Consider the following 18,676-nt stretch of genomic DNA (forward strand, 5'->3'; position numbering starts at 1 on the left):
ATGGAAAATAGAACGGATAAAAATTCATATACTATATTATTTGCCATTGCCATGGTAGTAATTGTAGGAGCGGTATTAGCATTTACGGCGTCTTCATTAAGTCCGAAGATTTCAGAAAATCAGCGTATAGAAAAACAACAAAACATTCTATATGCTATGGGCGTAAATCAAAATGATGAATCTAGTGCTGTATTTGTATCAACTAAAGAAGCTCAAGAGTTATTTGATAAATACATCACGAAGCAATTAGTGATTAAAAACGGACAAGCTTCAGAAGATGAAGAAGCTTATTTAATAGATCTTAAAAAGGATAAAGCGGCAGCAGCAGGCGATGCTTCAAAGCGTAATTTACCTTTATTTATAGGAGAAAAGGATGGCACTACATTTCATATCATTCCAATTTATGGAAAAGGTTTATGGGATGCTATCTGGGGTTATGTTTCTTTAGATGATAACATGGTGATTCAAGGTGCCTATTTCGATCATAAAGGTGAAACTCCAGGATTAGGAGCTAACATTAAGCAACGTTACTTTATGGATGATTTTATTGGAGAACATCTTTTAGATGCCAACGGAAACTTTAAAGGTGTTGAAGTTGCTAAAGGAAATGCCGATCCAACAAACGAAGACAAAACAGATAACGCGGTGGATGCCATTGCAGGAGCGACTATTACAGGTGATGGCGTAACAGCAATGATTAAAAGCGATTTAAAGCTTTACAAACCTTATTTCGATAATTTAAAAAATAATTAATTTATGGGACTTTTATCAAAAAAAGACACAAAGTTAATCACAGACCCATTAGCGGATAATAACCCTATTACTATTCAAGTATTAGGTATTTGTTCGGCATTAGCCATTACAGCAGAGTTGAAAGCTTCAATTGTAATGTCTATTTCGGTAATGTTCGTTTTAGGTTTAGGAAACGTTGTTATTTCATTAATGCGTAACATCATACCTTCTAAAATTAGAATTATCGTACAATTAACGGTAGTTGCTGCTTTAGTAATTATAGTAGATCAGGTGCTTAAAGCTTTTGCTTACGAGTTAAGTAAAACCTTATCGGTTTTCGTAGGATTAATTATTACCAACTGTATTATCATGGGACGTTTTGAAGCTTTCGCTCTAGCAAACGGACCTTGGAAATCTTTCCTAGATGGTATTGGAAACTCTTTAGGGTATGGCGTAATTCTTATCATTGTAGGATTCTTTAGAGAATTACTTGGATCTGGTACTTTATTAGGCTTTCCTGTATTAGGAGACCCTATTGCTAAAACAGGATTATATGCTTTTGGTTACGAAAACAATGGTTTTATGTTGTTATCGCCAATGGCTTTAATTGTGGTAGGTATTATTATTTGGGTACAACGTACAAGAAATAAAGCTTTAGTAGAAGATCATTAAATAGTTGATAGTTGATAGTTATTGGTTGATAGTCATTTACCACTAACTAAAAACAAAAAACTAAAAACTAAAAAATATGGAACATTTAGAATTATTTTTAAAATCAATATTTATAGATAACATGGTATTTGCCACGTTCTTAGGGATGTGTTCTTACCTTGCGGTATCTAAAAAAGTTAGTACGGCTGTTGGTCTTGGTGCTGCAGTTATATTTGTACTTGCTATTACCGTGCCTTTAAACTGGTTATTAGATCAGTATCTTTTACAACCAGGAGCATTAAAATGGTTAGGTGCAGAGTATGCCGATTACGATTTAAGCTTCTTATCATTTATCATGTTTATTGCAACGATTGCAACCATGGTACAATTGGTAGAAATTGTAGTAGAGAAATTTTCGCCATCATTATATAATTCATTAGGTATCTTTTTACCGCTTATTGCTGTAAACTGTGCTATTTTAGGGGGCTCTTTATTCATGCAGTCTCGTGAAATTCCTTCTTTAGGATTGGCAACAACTTACGGTATCGGTTCAGGAATTGGTTGGTTTTTAGCCATTCTTGCTATTGCTGCCATTCGTGAAAAAATTAGATATTCTAACGTACCACCAGCTTTAAGAGGCTTAGGTATTACATTCATCATTACAGGATTAATGGCCATTGGTTTCATGAGTTTTGGTGGAATGTTAACAGGAGGTGATGATGAAGCGCCAAAAGAAGAAAAAACAGCTCAAGTTGAAACTTCTAAGGACGGTTCAGAAAACATAAAAGTGATCGCTAACAACATAAATGTAAATGAGTAATATGATTTTAGCTGCAAGTACAACAGGAACTATCGTAGTAACAGTAATAGCGTTTTTAATTATTACCCTTTTACTAGTTACCTTATTATTAGTTGTAAAACAGAAACTTTCACCATCAGGACCTGTAAAAATTACAATCAATGGTGAAAAAGAAATAGAAGTAGCTTCAGGAGGAAGTTTACTTTCTACTTTAGGAAATTCAAAAATATTCTTACCATCGGCTTGTGGTGGAGGAGGAACTTGTATTCAATGTGAATGTCATGTTTTAGAAGGTGGTGGAGAAGCACTTCCAACTGAGGTGCCTCATTTTACAAGAAAAGAATTACAGCATGGCGCACGTTTAGCTTGTCAAGTTAAAGTTAAGCAAGACATGAATATTACCATTCCTGAAGAGGTTTTTGGTATTAAAAAATGGGAAGCTACTGTTGTTCGTAATTATAACGTTGCCTCTTTTATCAAGGAATTCGTTGTTGAAATTCCAGAAGATATGGGCTACAAAGCTGGTGGGTATATTCAAATTGAAATTCCTCCATGTGAAGTGAAATATTCAGATATGGATATTACTGCGCATCCAGAAGAACATGATACCCCAGATAAATTTCAAGCGGAATGGGATAAATTTAACCTTTGGCCTCTAGTTATGAAAAATAGCGAAACGGTTGAAAGAGCTTATTCTATGGCTTCTTACCCTGCTGAAGGACGTGAAATTATGTTGAACGTTCGTGTTGCTTGTCCGCCATGGGATCGTGCTAAAAACGGTTGGATGGATGTAAACCCAGGGGTTGCTTCATCTTTTATTTTTAACCAAAAACCAGGAGATAAAGTTACCATTTCAGGACCTTACGGTGAGTTCTTTATCAATGAATCGGATAGCGAAATGCTTTACGTAGGTGGTGGGGCTGGTATGGCACCAATGCGTTCACACTTATACCACTTATTTAAAACTTTAAAAACAGGACGTAAAGTAACGTATTGGTACGGTGGACGTTCAAAACGTGAGTTATTCTACTTAGAGCACTTCCGTGATTTAGAAAAAGAGTTCCCTAACTTCAGATTCTTCTTAGCATTATCTGAGCCTTTACCAGAAGATAACTGGCAAGTTAAAGCCGATATTGATTCTCCAGGTGATGGGTTTGTTGGATTTATTCACAATTGTGTAATAGATAATTACTTAAGCAAACACGACGCTCCAGAAGATATCGAATTGTATTTCTGTGGACCACCATTAATGAACAATGCGGTTCAGAAAATGGGAGAAGATTTTGGAATCCCAGATGAGCATATTCGATTTGATGACTTTGGAGGATAAGTCGCTACGTGATTTAATCAAAATGAAGTTTTATGCTGATTTAAATTCAGCAAATCATTATAAAAAGAAAGCCCAGCATGTGATGTTGGGCTTTTGTTATTATAAGAACTTTAATTAAGCTTGTTAATATATTTCTAATTCGTGTTTTACAGCACTATCATTATTTTTAAATAGTTTTTTGTAGCTCATTACATTAGGAATATTATCCATTTCACAAAGCAAAGTAATCACGGCTGATAACCCTTCAAATAAAACATTTTTATCTGTTGGGTTTTTAGGTTTGAAATTTGTGTGATGTAGCGGGGTTTTAAATCCGCAGGCCTCTAAAAAAGTATGTTCTATTTGTAGTAATTCAATAGGGGAATAGCCGTTAAATTTTCTGTTTAATGTTTGATTAACTTTGCCAACGTAATTTAAATCTAGACTGCCATGATGGTCTGAAAGGTGTTTCCAGCCATCCGAATTATCCAATATATTTCCAACGGCACATTGCTTACAACATTCTGGATTTAGGGTGTTGTTATGAAAGGCGCTATATAATTTTTTTATGGTGGATTCAAACCTAAAACTCGTTTTCATAATGAAATTTTTTTATGTATTAAGATAAGAAAAAATCATCAAACGGAAATAATCCTGCTGTCAACGAAGTAAATCATCCTGATTGTAAGCTATCGTCTTCCGAAGAAAAAAAGGACGAAAATTTGATTTTCATCATAACTATTGCTATTCAAAAGCTATTGTATACTGCGTGATATTTAAAATATTCTTAAGTTTGTCAAGAGATTATATTTTGATACTATGAGTATACCCCTTTCGGAACAAGAACTACATAATTTGGCTATGAATCACGTTGGTAAAGATTTGGAAGAACGTGGTTTCGAATTCATCGCGATAAATAGTAAACTTAAAAAACATCCGCAATTTGTGTGTATGGATAAAAATAAACAGTACTTTTTTGTGATTGTACGTGCTGTAATTCTTCCTGAAAACCCTAATAATTACGATGTGGTTTGGATGGAATCTTTTAAAAATCACGCTAGAGAACAAGATGCCAAAGTACTTTATGCAGGCGTAGGGATAGGTAGTTTAGAAGGCGAAAAAGAACCTATTTATTTGAATAAGGATTATTTGCTAGAGTATAACGGGATTCAATTTTTGGAAACCAATCTAAATTAAACCGATTGTATCATGAAGCATTTAGCTCTATTTGTTTTACTTGTTTCGTTTTTTTCTTGCGAAACAGAAGTTAAAAATTCTAAACTTTCAGGAGACGTTTTTGGAACTACGTATTCTATTATTTACAATTCTGAAGTGTCATATAAAACACAATTTGACAGCTTGTTTACGGTTATTAATAATTCGATGTCTACCTATCAAGACCATTCAATTATTTCAAAATTGAACAGAAATGAGTTGAATGTAGTTGATGCGCATTTTATTAAGGTTTTTGAAGCTTCAAAAGAAATTTATAAAGAAACTAAAGGAGCTTTCGATCCCACTATTGGCGCTGTTGTTAATGCTTGGGATTTTGGTCCTGAAGGTAAAATTGTGAATTTGGATAGTCTTAAAATCGATTCTTTAATGGTTTCGGTTGGCTTGTCTAAAGTTTCTAGAAATCAAGATCAAATTTTGAAGCCTCAGGGCACTTTTATAGATTTTAATGCCATTGCAAAAGGTTATGGCGTCGATGTGATTGGAGCATTTTTAGAATCGCAGAATATTTCAAATTATCTAGTTGAAATAGGCGGAGAGATTCGTACAAGAGGCGTGAATGCTGAAAAGAAATCGCATTGGAAAGTAGGCGTAGAGCGTCCTAATTTTGAAGGTGAACAGTCTATTTTTGAAGTGGTAACCTTAAATAACGAAGCGATGGCTACTTCAGGAACTTATAGAAAGTTTAAAGTTGATGAAAACGGCAATCGCTACGCGCATATTATCGATACGAAAACGGGCTATCCTAGCAAGACGAATTTGTTAAGTATATCTGTAATTGCAGAAGATTGTATGACTGCTGATGCCTATGCCACTGCTTTTAAAGCAATGGGCTTGGAGAATGTAAAATCGTTTTTAAAGTCGCACCCAGAGCTTAAAGTATTTTTAATTTTTGAAAATGACAATCAGGAATTAGAAACTTTAGCTTTAAATGGATTTCCTGAAAAATAATTCCGTTTAATTAAAATACGTGAATAATTAGCAATAACCAACCCGTTACTAAAAGTAGTCCGCCTAACGGGGTTACAGGGCCTAAAAATTTAAGTTTTTTGCCTTTGGCGTCGGATAAAACTAATCCGTATATACTAGATGAAAATAGTAAGATGCCTATGCTGAAACACCAGTATACCGCTTCAGGAATACTAATGCTTGTGCTAAAACCAAGTGCCAATAAAACGATGGCATGATACATTTGATATTTTACACCCGTTTCAAAACTTTGTAATTGTGAAGTTGATAATTTCTTTTTTAAAGCATGTGCACCAAAAGCACCGAAAATAACAGCTAACATTCCATATAAAGCGCCTGTTGCTATAATTATTTGTGGAGTCATATAGTATTTAAATGTTTTTGTAAACTATGGGGATAATTTCTCCCTTTGCTAAGCAGTATTTTGTTATTTCTTCTTCAGTGAATTTTGAAGTATAATCAACTTCATCAACAGTAAAACCGATGCTTCTAAGCTTATCAAAATAATCACGACCATAAACGCGAACATGATCGTATTGTCCGAATATTTTAGCGCGTTCTTTTTTATCGGTTATCGTATCGTCTTCAAAAGTAACAGCACGATTTAAATCTTGAGGAATCTGAAAAATGCCCATTCCTCCTTTTTTTAAAACCCTAAAAAGTTCTTGCATGGCTTTGGTATCATCTGGAATATGCTCTAAAACGTGATTGCATAAAATAACATCAAATTCGTCATCTTCAAAAGGAAGGTTACAGATATCGGCTTTTACATCAGCTAAAGGCGAATTTAAATCTGTAGTAACATATTCTAAGTTTTTCATCTTTCTGAAGCGCTTATAAAAGGCTTGTTCGGGAGCAAAATGTAAAACTTTGAGTTGGTCTGTAAAGAAATTGGTTTCGTTTTTAAGAAACATCCAAAGCAATCTGTGGCGTTCTAAAGATAGCGTGGAAGGCGATAATACGTTGTTACGTTGGTTGCCATAGCCATAAGGTAAAAAACTTTTGAAGCTTTTATTATCTATAGGGTCTGTGAAAGAGCTTCCTTTTAGATATAATGCTAAAGCAGGGCGAATAACATAGCTCAGCCTTATTAATAAAGGCCTTGGGATGGTGTTTAAAATGAATTTGAAAGTTTTTTTCATAGGTGTTACACCGAGATTCTTAGAGAGACACAGAGTCTCTCAGAGGTTTTACTCGGTAGTGTTTATGAATCTTTTAATACCGTTTTTTAAAAGTTTTGTATGCAAGTTAATTAACAAGCTTAATGGGAAATCGTCCAGCTTCATATAAGTTAGAATTTGTGTAGAATGTACATCTGTAAAATTTTCAACAGTTTTTAACTCATAAAAAAGGTATTCTTGACAAGCAGATTCCAATAAGCGAGGACCAAGAGCTTTATGCACTTCAAGAGCTACGCCAATAATATTTTCTGAAATCTTATTAACAATGAGGTTTAGTTTTTTATAAAAGCAATGAACGCTCCGTGTATCTCTGTGTCTCTCTGCTAATCTCAGTGTAGCAATTATAACACTAAAGCTTCACGACGAAACTCATCTTCTTCGTTACTTTCAATACCTAAAGCCTCATAGATATAAGCAAAAGTAGAAAGCAATTCTGGTTTGCCATCAACTAAAGCCACATCATGTTCAAAATGCGCCGAAGGTTTATTGTCTATTGTAGTGATAGTCCAGCCATCACGATGTTGTTTGATGCGTTGGGTACCTAAATTTATCATAGGCTCGATAGCCACTACCATACCTTCAACAAATTTCTTTCCGCGTCCGCGTTTTCCGTAGTTTGGCATTTCTGGATCTTCGTGCATTTTGCTTCCTAATCCGTGTCCTACTAGTTCGCGAACAACGCCATAATCATGATCTTCGCAATATTTTTGAATGGCATAGCCAACGTCGCCAACACGATTATTGGCTTTAAATTCTCTGATGCCTTCATACAACGATTCTTTAGTAATCTGAAGTAGTTTTTTAGTTTCAGGAGCAATTTCTCCAACAGCAAAAGTATAGGCGTGGTCGCCGTAAAATCCATTTTTTAAGGCACCACAGTCTACCGAAATAATATCGCCTTCTTTTAAGGGCTCGCCATTAGGAATACCGTGAACGACTTGTGAATTCGGACTCACACAAAGCGTGTTAGGGAAATCGTATAACCCTAAAAAGCCAGGAATGGCACCGTTATCTCTAATATATTCTTCAGCAATTTTATCTAATTGAAGTGTGGTTACCCCAGGCTTAATAGCTTTAGCCAATTCACCTAAAGTTCTTGAAACGATTAAAGCACTTTCGCGCATTAATTCTATCTCTTCTCGTGTTTTAACAATAATCATAATTATAAATATAGGCTGCAAAGATACTTAAAAACAGAAATGTATCTTAGCTTAAGACGTTAACATAATAAGTAATGCTGCATTTTATGATTTATTTGAACCAATCAAAAATGCTTTTTTTCCTTTCAGGAAATGGCGGCTCTGTATTCGTGAGTTTTTGATACACTTCACCCCAGCCTATAAAACCACCAACATTTCTGTCGTCTATAAATAAATCGGCATTTATTTTTCGGCTTACGGTATGATCAAATACTTCTTCAGGAAAACTTTGGTTTACGGCATAAAAGTGGATGCCATTATCTTCACAAAACTTAACAGCTTCATCTAATTTTTCACCAGACCTGTAGGTCCATAAAATTAGGCGATGACCATCTTCTTCAAGTTTTTTAAGTGTTTCAAACGCAAAAATCATGGGTTTTCCAATGTTCGGATAAGCATCTTCAACTATAGTTCCATCAAAATCGACTGCAATAATTAACTGTTGGTTAAAGGTCATAAATAAATACTAGGATAGGGTTTGTAGCAAAAATACAATAATTTTTAGGCAATTTTTATTAACAATTGTGTTCTATTGGCCTGTTAAACGACAAAACCCCACTAATGTAGGGTTTTGCAATTTGTATATAATAAAGTGAATTAAACTAATGCATGACGCGTCATTGCCTCTGGCTGTGGTACATTCATTAATTTTAAAATGGTAGGTGCTACATCACCTAAAACACCATCTTTAATTTCTTTCAATTCGTTATCTATTAAAATAACAGGCACAGGGTTTGTGGTATGTGCTGTATTTGGTGAACCGTCTGGGTTTATCATGGTTTCACAGTTACCATGGTCGGCAATTAATAGCGTAGTGTAGCCGTTTTCTAAAGCTGTAGTAACTACAGATTTCACACATTCGTCTACGGTTTCGCAAGCTTTAATTGCAGCATCCATAACACCGGTATGTCCTACCATATCGCCATTTGCAAAGTTTAAGCAAACAAAATCGACATCACCTTTTTCAAGTTCGGGCACTAAAGCATCACGTAATTCGTAAGCGCTCATTTCTGGTTTTAAATCGTATGTGGCAACTTTTGGTGAGTTTCTTAAAATACGACTTTCACCTTCGAACTCTTGTTCTCTTCCGCCAGAGAAAAAGAAGGTTACGTGTGGATATTTTTCAGTTTCAGCAATTCTAATTTGCTTTTTGTTATGTTTTTCTAAGACTTCACCTAAGGTTTCAGTTAGGTTTTCTTTGTTGAAAATGACATTGATGTTTTTATATGTATCGTTATAATTGGTAAGCGTTACATAATACAAATCAAGTTTATGCATGTTTTGCTCATGAAAATCGGTTTGCGATAAAGCTTCGGTTAATTCACGGCCTCTGTCGGTTCTAAAGTTGAAAAAGATAACCACATCACCTTCTTTAATTTTGGTGATTGGTTCGTTATTATCATCAACAGCAATAATAGGTTTGATGAACTCATCGGTCACATCATTCGCGTAATTGGCTTCAATATTTTCTGTGATATTGGTAGATTTTTCACCTTCGCCATTAACTACAGCATCGTAAACTAATTTAATACGTTCCCAACGTTTGTCTCTATCCATGGCATAGTAACGCCCAGAAATAGTTGCAATTTCGGTATTTGTGCCTTCAATATGCGATTCTAATTGTTTTACAAATCCAGCACCAGATTTAGGGTCGACATCACGACCATCGGTAAATCCGTGGATGTAGGTGTTTTTTAAGCCATAATCATTGGCAGCATCAACCAAACCAAATAAATGGTTGATGTGTGAATGCACACCACCGTCGCTTAATAATCCTAAAAAATGAACGTCTTTATTGTTAGTTTTAGCATATTCAAAAGCGTCAACAAGTACTTTTTCTTTGTTAAGTGTTTTGTTTTCAACAGCTAAATTTACTTTCACTAAGTCTTGGTACACAATACGGCCTGCACCTAAATTCATATGTCCTACTTCGCTATTACCCATTTGGCCTTCAGGTAAACCAACGTGTAAACCATCGGTACGCAATGTCGCGTAAGGGTATTTTTTATATAAAGAATCAATAAATGGAATGTTTGCATGATCGATAGCAGAAACTTTTGGATCTGGAGAGTTTCCCCATCCGTCAAGAATCATTAAGATAACTTTTTTGTTCATTTTTTATAAATTTTAAAACGTCGCAAAGATACGGAAGTTTGTTAAAATATGGTTTATAAAATCACTCGAAAAGTATTGAGAATTAAGAGGTTTAGGTGTTTTTTTTATGAAGTGTTTATTTGTTAAGAGATTGTAAGTCAGGTGTTAAAAATTTATTATTAATTATTTTTTAGTGTAACAAATTAAAATTTTAGTCGTCTCTTTAGTATATCAAAAAACATAATTAATTAAATCACACTTAAAATCTTTCATCATGAAAAAATCAATCATTATTTCAACCATGGCATTATGCTTATCTGTGGGGAGTATTTATGCAACCCCTGAACATTTAACGTTTAAAGATTATAAAATCGAAGCAATTTATAAAGTGAATTCCTTTTGTGTTTCTATTGCAAAAGGCGATTTTGAAACCGTTAAAATATTAATTGAACGCGGTGCCGATGTAAATGCTAAATCTGCAGGAATGACACCAGCTATGTATGCGGCTAAATATAATCGTGTCGAAATTTTAAATTTATTAATTGAAAATGGCGCAGATTTAAAAACCAAATGCGATAAAGGTAACACGGCTGCAAAATATGCTGAAATGCATGGTGCTCACGATGCAAAAGCTGTTATTGACACGCATTTAGCATCAAAAAAATAAAAGTAGTTATTATAATTATTTTTTGAGTTAGTCCTTAGAAGAAACGCCTTGTAAAATGGGCGTTTTTTTATTGTAATTGTTTAGACATACTATAATGTTTCCCAATGGTTGGAATATCAAAGGGTTCTCCGAAAATATGATAACCACTTTTTTTGTAAAAAGTTAAAGCGACTTCTCGGGCATTACACCAAACCATTGTTGTTTTTTTTGATTTTAATATAGCTTCACCATAATTTAGAAGCTGTTTGCCAAGCTGCTTTCCTTGATAATCAGATAAAACGGCCATGCCTCGAAGTTGGTATTGTTTAGCATCACTTTTTTCGGGATGGTTGTTTTTGAAAAAGGAACAAACACCTACAAGCGTATCGTTAAAGTAAATGCCTAAATGAAAGGTTGTACTTAAATCATCTCCTTCAAAAACGCAAGTTTCAATTGGTTTTCCTGGTCTTAAAACCGCATGTCGCACTTTAAATGTTTCAGCGGAAGTGATTGTTTTTATATGAAAATGGTGTGTATTAATCTGTTTTGATGTTTAGTGTTTATTCAAACTTAAATAAAAAAATGGTAGATATTAATTATCTTCATACAAAAAAAATCATGGCTTTAGTTTTTAAAATTTTAGAACGTAAACACATTGAATTGATTGTGCCTTTGGTAAGCGTGTTGAATGATTATAAAATTTCGGATGAATTGCTTACTACGCGTTTTACCGAAATGTTTAGTCAGAATTATGAATGCGCTGGCGTGTTTGATGGTACTGATTTAGTTGGTGTTTGCGGATTGTGGTTTTGTACCCGACATTACTCTGGGAAAAGCGTGGAACCCGATCATGTGTTTATTGAAGAATCGTATAGAAATAGTGGTTTAGGTAAGCAGTTTTTTGGTTGGATTTCCAATTATGTTAAGGAAAAAGGCTTTGAATCGATGGAATTAAATACTTATGTGAATAATTTTTCGTCGCATAAGTTTTATTATAATCAGGGGTTTAGGATTCTTGGCTATCATTTTTTTAAAAAGTTGTAAATTTTTCTTGGAAAAAATGATTGGGTTTCTCTATATTTGCAACCGGAATAATGCGAGAGTAGCTCAGTTGGTAGAGCGTCAGCCTTCCAAGCTGAATGTCGCCGGTTCGAACCCGGTCTCTCGCTCGAAAAGCTTCATCAAAAACGATGGAGCTTTTTTTATGCTCAAAATTTGAATTTGTCTAAAAATTAGGGTGAGAAGTTTATGCTGAGCGCAGCCGAAGTAAACCCGGTCTCTCGCTCGAAAAGCTTCATCAAAAACGATGGAGCTTTTTTTATGCCCAAAATTTGAATATGTCTAAAAATTAGGGTGAGAAGTTTATGCTGAGCGTAGCCGAAGTAAACCCGGTCTCTCGCTCGAAAAGCTTCATCAGAACGATGGAGCTTTTTTTTATGCACATTTTTTTTAGATTTTTAGACAATAAGAGTCAAGAGTCAGGAGTGAAAAAAGGGGTGAGAAGTTTATGGAGTTTTTATATTGAGAAATCATCAAAACGCTAGCCTATTCATGGTCGCATTTCGTAGATCCTTCAGGTTTTTAAAGCACTACTGTTCGGAAGTTGAAAACCTTTATATTTTTTTATAATTTAACCCTCCTAATTTCGATGAAATCGAAATTTTTCTCCCTTCAAAACGAAGTGAGGAGCAAGTTTTATTAATGTTTTATAGAACAGATTAAAGCTAATTGATCTATTTTAATTAAAATTTTGTGTTCCGAACCCTAGCAGGTAGATGCGGGAGCGATAGAAGAGGATAGCTTTTGTAAAACTACCATCTATGGTTTTACAAAACTAGTAACGGATAGCGCGGTTTTTATTTTTCTTAAAAACCCGCCTAAAAACTTGTATTTTAAAACAGTTTATTTAATTCTGTGCCTGTTTCAATTTCGTAGGGTGGTTTGTTGTATTCAAAAATTCTAGCGTCTAAATCACCTTTTAAAATAATGGAATTGCCCTTAACCTGTAGCCAACTGCCTTCTCTTAAGCCAATTACAGGTGGTGTGTTGTAATGATGAAATTCTTTAATGCGCATTTCTCGAGTTTCGCCCATGTGTTTGCTTTTGGGGTCGGGGTCTAAATAATGCGGATTAATATTAAACGGTACAAACCCTAATGCGTTAAAACTTGGTGGGTAAACAATGGGCATATCGTTTGTGGTTTTTATGGTTAGGCCACAAATGTTGCTTCCGGCGCTTGTTCCTAAATAAGGGGTGCTGTTTTTAACCGAGTTTTGCACAGCTTCAATAAGTTTGTTCTTGTACAATTGGTAGGTTAAAACAAAGGTGTTACCGCCGCCAACAAAAATACCTTCAGCATTTTTTATGGCCTCAGCGGGGTTTTCAAATTCATGAATCCCTTTTACTTTTTTGTTAATTTTTGCGAATGCGGTACGGGCAAGTTTTGTATAATCATCGTGTGAAATTCCGCTAGGTCTTGCATAGGGAATAAATATAATGGTATTAGCAGTTTTAAAAAATACGTTTAGTTCGTCTATAATATAGTCTAAATAACCACCGCCATGTAGGGTGGAAGTACTTGCAATAATTATATTTTTCATGAAAAATTTATTTGAAGATAAAGCTAGTTAAAATTAATTTTTAATAAAACTTTAATCAATTTTACTTTAAGGACAGGATTAAAATTGGTAAATTGAAGTAAAAATTTTATATGAAAAAAATACTACTTTTTGTTGTTGTTTTAGCGTCCTTACATGTTTATGCTCAGGATGTTAAAAGGGTTTTGGTTCAGGGTAGAATTATTGTTGAAGGCAACGATATTTCGGGAATAACGGTGTATAATAAATCGGCAAAGGATGGCACAGTTACTAACGATTTGGGTGAGTTTGAAATGCCTGTTACTTTAAATGATACTATTGAAGTGAGCGCATTGCAATATCAAAATATTAGTTTTCAAGTTAATGATGCTATTATGGCTTCTAAAAGAATGCATGTTTTCTTAATTGAAGAAATTAATAAGTTGGAAGAGGTTGTTGTTGAAACCAAGCATTTAACGGGGAATTTAGCTGTAGATGTTGAAGAAGCTGAAACTTTTAACCCCAAATTAGATGCTTTGTATTTTGGAATTAAGCATAATATGGAGCATGAATTTACAGCCGATAATAAATCTGGAGTAAGTAATTTAGGGATGAATTACCAACAGCAACACATGATAAATGGGTTAAATATTGTAAATGTAGTCGATCAATTATTACTGCCATTATTCCGTTCGAGTGTTGTAGATAAAAAGAAAGCGGGTGTGCCAGATGTGCCAATAGAATCGGTTAAACATTATTTTGGTTCCGATTTTTTAGTTACTAATTTTAATATTCCAGAGCATCGTGTGCATGAATTTATTCAATATGTTGAAGCAGACGATTTCGATTTTACATTATTAAACTACGGTAAGGAAATGGAGTTTCTTGAGCTTTTAAATAAAAAAAGTATTGCATTTTTGAAGGGTGAATAATAGATATAACCGCCAAAAATATTAGCAATATTTATTTTTTAATTGAGGTTTAAGAATACTTTTGTTTTGTATTAACAAAACATTACCATCTGTTTAATAGTCTTTTAAGAGTTTATCTGCGTTTTTTGTAAACTAATCTTACAAGCTTGAAACGTAAATTCATTTTTATAATAGCCATTTGTTGGACAGGTTTAATGTCTGGACAATCTGTTGAATTATCAGGAAAAGTGATAAGTACTGCAAATATTGAAAACATTCATGTTGTTAATGCAACTCAGCAGCTTTTCACGATAACAAATACGCATGGCGAATTTCATATTTTGGTAAAATTAAATGATACTTTACGTTTTACTTCCATTCAGCATATACCCAAAACGCTTATTATTTCAGAAGAGATTTTAACTCGAAAAACCGTAATTGTAACTTTAGAAGAGCAAGTTAATCAGCTTGAAGAAGTTCGTGTTGGTAAAGTTTTAACGGGTGATTTAATGGCTGATATCAAAAACACTACAGGAAAAGCACCTTTAAATTTTTTCGACCTTGGCATTCCAGGTTATACAGGCAAAATTGCAACGCAAAGCGAACGCCGATTAGATCAGGCTAATGGAGAGGGCGTTGCTTTTAAAACCTTATTACTTCAAGCATTAACTTTAAATGTTGCTGTAGATCCAATAATTAATGCGATTTCTGGTAGAACTAAAACTTTAAAGAGTCATGTTGAAATAGAAAGGAAAGCCAATTTAATGCGTCGTATAAAAGTGACATTTTCAAAAACTTTTTTTGAATCTAATCCGCTAGCTGAAGAAAAGAGAATCGACTTTTTTTATTTCTGTGAAGAAGACATCCATTTTCTTGAAGCTTGTGAAAACAAAAGCGATTTTGAAGTTTTACTTTTTTTAGAGAAAAAGTATGTAGAATACATTGAAAATCAAAAGCAGTGATGTTTATAAAGACAAATTGCCGCAGTTTATGGTTTTAAAATAATTATTTTTGCAAAAACAAATTCAATGAAATTAAACAGGTTATTTCTGCTATTGTTTATTATTCCGCTTTGCGCATTTACGGGCGTACACAAATATTATGTAAGTGTGACTCAAATAGATTATGTTGAAGACAAGCAAGCGGTACAGATAATTTCTAGAATTTTTATCGATGACTTTGAACGCTTATTACGAGAGCGTTATGATGAAAATATTACCCTAGCTGGCGATAATGAAACCGAAAATGTCGATTTGTATATTGCCCGTTATTTAAGTGATAAATTGAAGATTAAAATTAACGGTAAGCCTGTTGAGCTTCAATTTATAGGGAAAGCCTATGATGCCGATATTATGAAATGTTATATAGAAATAGAACAAGTTAATGCTATAAAGTCTATTGAAATAAGCAATAGAGTGTTGTTTGATTTGTTTGAAGATCAGCAAAATATCGTTAAAACTAACATAAATTCGAAGCAGAAAAGTTTTATGTTTTACCCTCAAAAAGATCATGCGGTGTTAAAATTTGATTAATTTTGAGGTATTGCTTTTAAATTTTAGTAATTTCGTGCGTTTTTGATGTTATTTTTTCAATAAAATTAATCAAAATCAATTATTTTTAAAACTGAAAAATAAGAGTTCATATGAGAAAAATCGCTTATTTCTGTCTTTCATTGGTATTTTTTACTTCTGGAGTGTTTGCCCAAACCCAGGAAAAAGAACAGGAAAAGGAACAACCTAAAGTCGGACACACAAACACCAATAAGTTTAAGCAGTTGTACGATGAGTTTTCAACACCCAACATGTATAGGGCGGCTTCTGGAGCACCAGGATCTGCATATTATCAGCAGCAAGCCGATTACAAAATGGATATTGTTTTAGATGATAAAAATGCTAAGCTTTCTGGTTTTGAAACGATAACGTATACCAATAATTCTCCCGATAATCTTAAATATTTATGGGTTCAGCTAGACCAGAATGTTAGAGCCAAAGATTCAAAATCACCTTTAATAGAATCTAGTGCCTTAGCACCTGTTTTTCAACCAGACGATTTTGCTTCAAAATATTTAACTGATGGACCTAACTTCGGATTTAATATTCAGGAAGTTAGCGTAAACGGTAAGCCACTTAGTTATATGATTAATAGAACCATGATGCGTGTAGAGCTTCCTAAGGTTTTAAAGTCTGGTGACAAGTTTTCATTTTCAATAAAATGGTGGTATAACATCAATAATCACGTTGAAGATGGTGGCCGTTCGGGTTACGAGTTTTTCCCAAAAGATGGTAATAGAGCCTACGTTATTGCTCAGTTTTTTCCAAGAATGGCTGTGTATAGCGATGTTGAAGGTTGGCAAAATTCTCAATTTTGGGGACGCGATGAGTTTGCTTTACCATTTGGAGATTATGAGGTGAATATTACAGTTCCTGCCGATCATATTTTAGATGGCACAGGAGTTTTAACAAATAGAAAAGAGGTATATTCAAAAGATATGATGCAGCGTTATGAAGCTGCTAAAAAATCTTTTGATAAGCCTGTAATTATAGCCAATCAAGCTGAAGCTGAAGTACGTGAGAAGTCATTTTCTGAAGACACAAAAACATGGAAATTAAAGGCTGAAAACGTACGCGATTTTGGATTTGCAACTTCTAGAAAATATATCCTAGATATGATGGCTGTAAAAATTGGCGAAAAAAATGTTATGGCTGTTTCGCTTTACGCTAAAGAGGGGAACCCACTTTGGGAAGAATGGTCTACCAGAGCCGTTGGAAGTACTTTGGAATCGTACTCGCGTATGACTTTCGATTATCCTTACCATAAGGCGATTTCAGTACATGCACAGCGTCAAGGGATGGAATATCCTATGATTTGCTGGAACTATGGGCGCCCAAAAGAAGATGGTACTTACAGCGATCGTGTAAAATATGGTATGATGGGCGTTATTATTCATGAGGTTGGACATAACTTTTTTCCAATGATTGTAAATAGTGATGAGCGTCAATGGACTTGGATGGACGAGGGATTAAATACCTTCGTACAATACATTGCCGAACAAGATTTTGGTAAAAAGTACCCGGCAGCTTTATCGGCCAACGATAAACATTTCCCATCCGATCGTGGTCCAGCAAAAATGATTGTGCCATACATGGGCGGTAATCAAGATTTTATTGCACCAATAATGACAAAAGGTTTAAATACCTACCAATTTGGTAATAATGCCTACGGAAAACCAGCAACTGCTTTAAATATTTTAAGAGAAACGGTTATGGGACACGAGTTGTTCGATTATGCTTTTAAAGAATATGCAAACCGTTGGAAATTTAAACACCCAACTCCAGAAGACTTTTTTAGAACCATGGAAGATGCTTCAGCATTCGATTTAGATTGGTATTGGAGAGGTTGGTTTTACACCACCGATTGGGTTGATATAGGCATTAAAGACGTAAAGAAATTATATGTTACTTCAGAGCCAAACACCTATATTAAAGATATCGCTAAGAAAAACGGATTTGATGTTAAAGATTTACGTCCTTTAGTTTTTATTGTTGAAGAAGGTAGTGAAGATTATAAAGAAGAACTTAAATCTGGAACGGTTATAGAAAATAGTATACCTTTAAAGGAATATATTATGGATAATTTTACGCCGGAAGAGCGTAAAAATTTAAAGACGCCAAAATTTTTCTATAACATCACTTTCAATAAGCCAGGAGGTCTAGTTATGCCAATTATCGTGAAATACAATTATGTAGATGGTACTTCAAAAACGGAAACTTATCCGGCACAAATTTGGAGGTTAAACGATAAGGAAGTTACTAAGGCTATTGCTTCCGAAAAGGAGATTAAATCAATTCAAATCGATCCAAACGAAGAAACGGCCGATATAGATACAAGTAATAATTCATGGCCAAAACAAGCTCAAGAAAGTGAATTCGATCAGTTTAAAGACAATAAATTAAAAAGCTAAAAGACAGCCGTAAAATAAGGCTTTAGAATAATTAAAAGAAAGTCGATTTTTAAAATCGGCTTTTTTTTATTCTTATCAAACAACTTAGTATATTTGTATTGTGATACAGCAAGCAACATTTTTATTTATTAGCGGAGCAGAAATAGCGTTTATCCTATTTATTGCTATCATGATTTTTGGAGCAGATAAGCTTCCGGAAATAGCTAGGGGCTTAGGGCAAGGCATGCGTACACTTAAAGATGCCACAAACGACATTAAGCAAGAAATCACCAAAACTGCCGAAAATAGTGGTATAGATACTAGCATTACTACCGATGTTAAAAAAGAACTCGACAAAGTTAAAGACGACTTAAACGAGTTTACAGGTTCTGTACGCCGAAAATTCTAAGCATAATATTTCTGCAGTTACTTTTTA

The 18,676-nt window shown here is 34.2% G+C and carries 22 protein-coding genes and 1 tRNA gene; 14 read left to right on the plus strand and 9 right to left on the minus strand.

The window, feature by feature from the left end:
• The 4 genes from H6X70_RS00705 to nqrF all read left to right on the plus strand — a co-directional run bounded on the left by H6X70_RS00705 (position 1) and on the right by nqrF (position 3,512).
• On the plus strand, positions 1–753 hold the full coding sequence (locus H6X70_RS00705) for a Na(+)-translocating NADH-quinone reductase subunit C (RefSeq protein ID WP_194765754.1): 753 nt from the start codon (positions 1–3) through the stop codon (positions 751–753).
• Positions 754–756: 3 nt separating this feature from the next.
• Positions 757–1,404 carry an NADH:ubiquinone reductase (Na(+)-transporting) subunit D gene (locus H6X70_RS00710; protein ID WP_194765755.1) on the plus strand — a complete coding sequence of 216 codons (648 nt, stop codon included), beginning with the start codon at positions 757–759 and terminating at the stop codon, positions 1,402–1,404.
• 76 nt (positions 1,405–1,480) lie between these two features.
• Positions 1,481–2,203: an NADH:ubiquinone reductase (Na(+)-transporting) subunit E gene (gene nqrE / locus H6X70_RS00715; protein ID WP_194765756.1), complete on the plus strand. Its 723-nt coding sequence runs from the start codon at positions 1,481–1,483 to the stop codon at positions 2,201–2,203.
• Between the two features lies 1 nt (position 2,204).
• Entirely contained in the window at positions 2,205–3,512 is a 1,308-nt protein-coding gene (gene nqrF, locus H6X70_RS00720) for an NADH:ubiquinone reductase (Na(+)-transporting) subunit F (RefSeq protein WP_194765908.1), read from the plus strand.
• 123 nt (positions 3,513–3,635) lie between these two features.
• On the opposite strand, the gene H6X70_RS00725 is transcribed toward nqrF, so the two are convergent.
• The gene (locus tag H6X70_RS00725) at positions 3,636–4,091 is read right to left on the minus strand and encodes a Na(+)-translocating NADH-quinone reductase subunit F (RefSeq protein ID WP_194765757.1); all 456 of its coding nucleotides are present in this window, start codon (positions 4,089–4,091) and stop codon (positions 3,636–3,638) included.
• A gap of 219 nt (positions 4,092–4,310) precedes the next feature.
• Between H6X70_RS00725 and H6X70_RS00730 the strand changes: the two genes are divergently transcribed.
• On the plus strand, positions 4,311–4,688 hold the full coding sequence (locus H6X70_RS00730; protein ID WP_194765758.1) for a Na(+)-translocating NADH-quinone reductase subunit F: 378 nt from the start codon (positions 4,311–4,313) through the stop codon (positions 4,686–4,688).
• Between the two features lie 12 nt (positions 4,689–4,700).
• Positions 4,701–5,675, plus strand: coding sequence for an FAD:protein FMN transferase (locus H6X70_RS00735; RefSeq protein ID WP_194765759.1), 975 nt, complete (start codon positions 4,701–4,703; stop codon positions 5,673–5,675).
• Positions 5,676–5,685: 10 nt separating this feature from the next.
• Here the strand turns inward: H6X70_RS00735 and H6X70_RS00740 are convergent, their stop codons facing one another.
• The 6 genes from H6X70_RS00740 to gpmI form a co-directional block, all read right to left on the minus strand.
• The gene (locus tag H6X70_RS00740) at positions 5,686–6,057 is read right to left on the minus strand and encodes a DUF423 domain-containing protein (RefSeq protein ID WP_194765760.1); all 372 of its coding nucleotides are present in this window, start codon (positions 6,055–6,057) and stop codon (positions 5,686–5,688) included.
• Positions 6,058–6,064: 7 nt separating this feature from the next.
• Positions 6,065–6,835, minus strand: coding sequence for a class I SAM-dependent methyltransferase (locus H6X70_RS00745; RefSeq protein WP_194765761.1), 771 nt, complete (start codon positions 6,833–6,835; stop codon positions 6,065–6,067).
• A gap of 48 nt (positions 6,836–6,883) precedes the next feature.
• Entirely contained in the window at positions 6,884–7,219 is a 336-nt protein-coding gene (locus H6X70_RS00750; protein ID WP_317171435.1) for a GxxExxY protein, read from the minus strand.
• Entirely contained in the window at positions 7,216–8,034 is an 819-nt protein-coding gene (map, locus tag H6X70_RS00755; protein ID WP_194765762.1) for a type I methionyl aminopeptidase, read from the minus strand. Before map ends, H6X70_RS00750 begins: the two co-directional genes overlap by 4 nt.
• 91 nt (positions 8,035–8,125) lie before the next feature.
• A complete protein-coding gene (locus H6X70_RS00760) occupies positions 8,126–8,530 on the minus strand; it encodes a BT0820 family HAD-type phosphatase (protein ID WP_194765763.1) in 405 nt (134 codons plus the stop codon).
• 140 nt (positions 8,531–8,670) lie between these two features.
• The gene (gene gpmI, locus H6X70_RS00765) at positions 8,671–10,188 is read right to left on the minus strand and encodes a 2,3-bisphosphoglycerate-independent phosphoglycerate mutase (RefSeq protein ID WP_194765764.1); all 1,518 of its coding nucleotides are present in this window, start codon (positions 10,186–10,188) and stop codon (positions 8,671–8,673) included.
• Between the two features lie 253 nt (positions 10,189–10,441).
• Between gpmI and H6X70_RS00770 the strand changes: the two genes are divergently transcribed.
• Complete coding sequence (locus H6X70_RS00770; protein WP_194765765.1) at positions 10,442–10,834, plus strand: ankyrin repeat domain-containing protein; 393 nt, start codon at positions 10,442–10,444, stop codon at positions 10,832–10,834.
• Between the two features lie 67 nt (positions 10,835–10,901).
• Here the strand turns inward: H6X70_RS00770 and H6X70_RS00775 are convergent, their stop codons facing one another.
• Positions 10,902–11,300: a GNAT family N-acetyltransferase gene (locus H6X70_RS00775; protein WP_317171432.1), complete on the minus strand. Its 399-nt coding sequence runs from the start codon at positions 11,298–11,300 to the stop codon at positions 10,902–10,904.
• Positions 11,301–11,431: 131 nt separating this feature from the next.
• Here H6X70_RS00775 and H6X70_RS00780 point away from each other — a divergent pair, with 131 nt between their 5' ends.
• A complete protein-coding gene (locus H6X70_RS00780) occupies positions 11,432–11,857 on the plus strand; it encodes a GNAT family N-acetyltransferase (RefSeq protein WP_194765766.1) in 426 nt (141 codons plus the stop codon).
• 52 nt (positions 11,858–11,909) lie between these two features.
• A tRNA-Gly gene (locus H6X70_RS00785) sits at positions 11,910–11,982 on the plus strand.
• Positions 11,983–12,705: 723 nt separating this feature from the next.
• Here the strand turns inward: H6X70_RS00785 and pepE are convergent.
• Positions 12,706–13,413 (minus strand): dipeptidase PepE, encoded by a 708-nt coding sequence (gene pepE / locus H6X70_RS00790; RefSeq protein WP_194765767.1) that lies wholly within the window; start codon positions 13,411–13,413, stop codon positions 12,706–12,708.
• A 110-nt stretch (positions 13,414–13,523) separates the two neighbouring features.
• On the opposite strand from pepE, the gene H6X70_RS00795 reads away from it, so the two are divergent.
• From H6X70_RS00795 to H6X70_RS00815, 5 genes are all read left to right on the plus strand, one after another.
• Entirely contained in the window at positions 13,524–14,321 is a 798-nt protein-coding gene (locus tag H6X70_RS00795) for a carboxypeptidase-like regulatory domain-containing protein (RefSeq protein ID WP_194765768.1), read from the plus strand.
• Between the two features lie 146 nt (positions 14,322–14,467).
• Positions 14,468–15,262, plus strand: coding sequence for a hypothetical protein (locus tag H6X70_RS00800; RefSeq protein WP_194765769.1), 795 nt, complete (start codon positions 14,468–14,470; stop codon positions 15,260–15,262).
• A 66-nt stretch (positions 15,263–15,328) separates the two neighbouring features.
• Positions 15,329–15,832 carry a DUF6702 family protein gene (locus H6X70_RS00805; protein ID WP_194765770.1) on the plus strand — a complete coding sequence of 168 codons (504 nt, stop codon included), beginning with the start codon at positions 15,329–15,331 and terminating at the stop codon, positions 15,830–15,832.
• Between the two features lie 110 nt (positions 15,833–15,942).
• The gene (locus H6X70_RS00810) at positions 15,943–18,261 is read left to right on the plus strand and encodes a M1 family metallopeptidase (protein WP_194765771.1); all 2,319 of its coding nucleotides are present in this window, start codon (positions 15,943–15,945) and stop codon (positions 18,259–18,261) included.
• Positions 18,262–18,361: 100 nt separating this feature from the next.
• Entirely contained in the window at positions 18,362–18,649 is a 288-nt protein-coding gene (locus H6X70_RS00815) for a twin-arginine translocase TatA/TatE family subunit (RefSeq protein ID WP_194765772.1), read from the plus strand.
• Positions 18,650–18,676 lie beyond the last annotated feature (27 nt).

The sequence above is a fragment of the Tamlana sp. I1 genome (assembly GCF_015355625.1).
In the GTDB taxonomy this organism is placed as follows: Bacteria; Bacteroidota; Bacteroidia; order Flavobacteriales; family Flavobacteriaceae; genus Pseudotamlana.

What these genes read in the sequence shown, in the direction of transcription:
- H6X70_RS00810 (WP_194765771.1), top strand. Translation starts at nt 15,943, where the DNA reads ATGAGAAAAATCGCTTATTTCTGTCTTTCATTGGTATTTTTTACTTCT.
- H6X70_RS00745 (WP_194765761.1), bottom strand. Translation starts at nt 6,835, where the DNA reads ATGAAAAAAACTTTCAAATTCATTTTAAACACCATCCCAAGGCCTTTA.
- pepE (WP_194765767.1), bottom strand. Translation starts at nt 13,413, where the DNA reads ATGAAAAATATAATTATTGCAAGTACTTCCACCCTACATGGCGGTGGT.
- H6X70_RS00710 (WP_194765755.1), top strand. Translation starts at nt 757, where the DNA reads ATGGGACTTTTATCAAAAAAAGACACAAAGTTAATCACAGACCCATTA.
- H6X70_RS00730 (WP_194765758.1), top strand. Translation starts at nt 4,311, where the DNA reads ATGAGTATACCCCTTTCGGAACAAGAACTACATAATTTGGCTATGAAT.
- H6X70_RS00735 (WP_194765759.1), top strand. Translation starts at nt 4,701, where the DNA reads ATGAAGCATTTAGCTCTATTTGTTTTACTTGTTTCGTTTTTTTCTTGC.
- gpmI (WP_194765764.1), bottom strand. Translation starts at nt 10,188, where the DNA reads ATGAACAAAAAAGTTATCTTAATGATTCTTGACGGATGGGGAAACTCT.
- H6X70_RS00725 (WP_194765757.1), bottom strand. Translation starts at nt 4,091, where the DNA reads ATGAAAACGAGTTTTAGGTTTGAATCCACCATAAAAAAATTATATAGC.
- H6X70_RS00795 (WP_194765768.1), top strand. Translation starts at nt 13,524, where the DNA reads ATGAAAAAAATACTACTTTTTGTTGTTGTTTTAGCGTCCTTACATGTT.
- nqrF (WP_194765908.1), top strand. Translation starts at nt 2,205, where the DNA reads ATGATTTTAGCTGCAAGTACAACAGGAACTATCGTAGTAACAGTAATA.
- H6X70_RS00760 (WP_194765763.1), bottom strand. Translation starts at nt 8,530, where the DNA reads ATGACCTTTAACCAACAGTTAATTATTGCAGTCGATTTTGATGGAACT.
- H6X70_RS00740 (WP_194765760.1), bottom strand. Translation starts at nt 6,057, where the DNA reads ATGACTCCACAAATAATTATAGCAACAGGCGCTTTATATGGAATGTTA.
- H6X70_RS00705 (WP_194765754.1), top strand. Translation starts at nt 1, where the DNA reads ATGGAAAATAGAACGGATAAAAATTCATATACTATATTATTTGCCATT.
- nqrE (WP_194765756.1), top strand. Translation starts at nt 1,481, where the DNA reads ATGGAACATTTAGAATTATTTTTAAAATCAATATTTATAGATAACATG.
- map (WP_194765762.1), bottom strand. Translation starts at nt 8,034, where the DNA reads ATGATTATTGTTAAAACACGAGAAGAGATAGAATTAATGCGCGAAAGT.
- H6X70_RS00780 (WP_194765766.1), top strand. Translation starts at nt 11,432, where the DNA reads ATGGCTTTAGTTTTTAAAATTTTAGAACGTAAACACATTGAATTGATT.
- H6X70_RS00805 (WP_194765770.1), top strand. Translation starts at nt 15,329, where the DNA reads ATGAAATTAAACAGGTTATTTCTGCTATTGTTTATTATTCCGCTTTGC.
- H6X70_RS00770 (WP_194765765.1), top strand. Translation starts at nt 10,442, where the DNA reads ATGAAAAAATCAATCATTATTTCAACCATGGCATTATGCTTATCTGTG.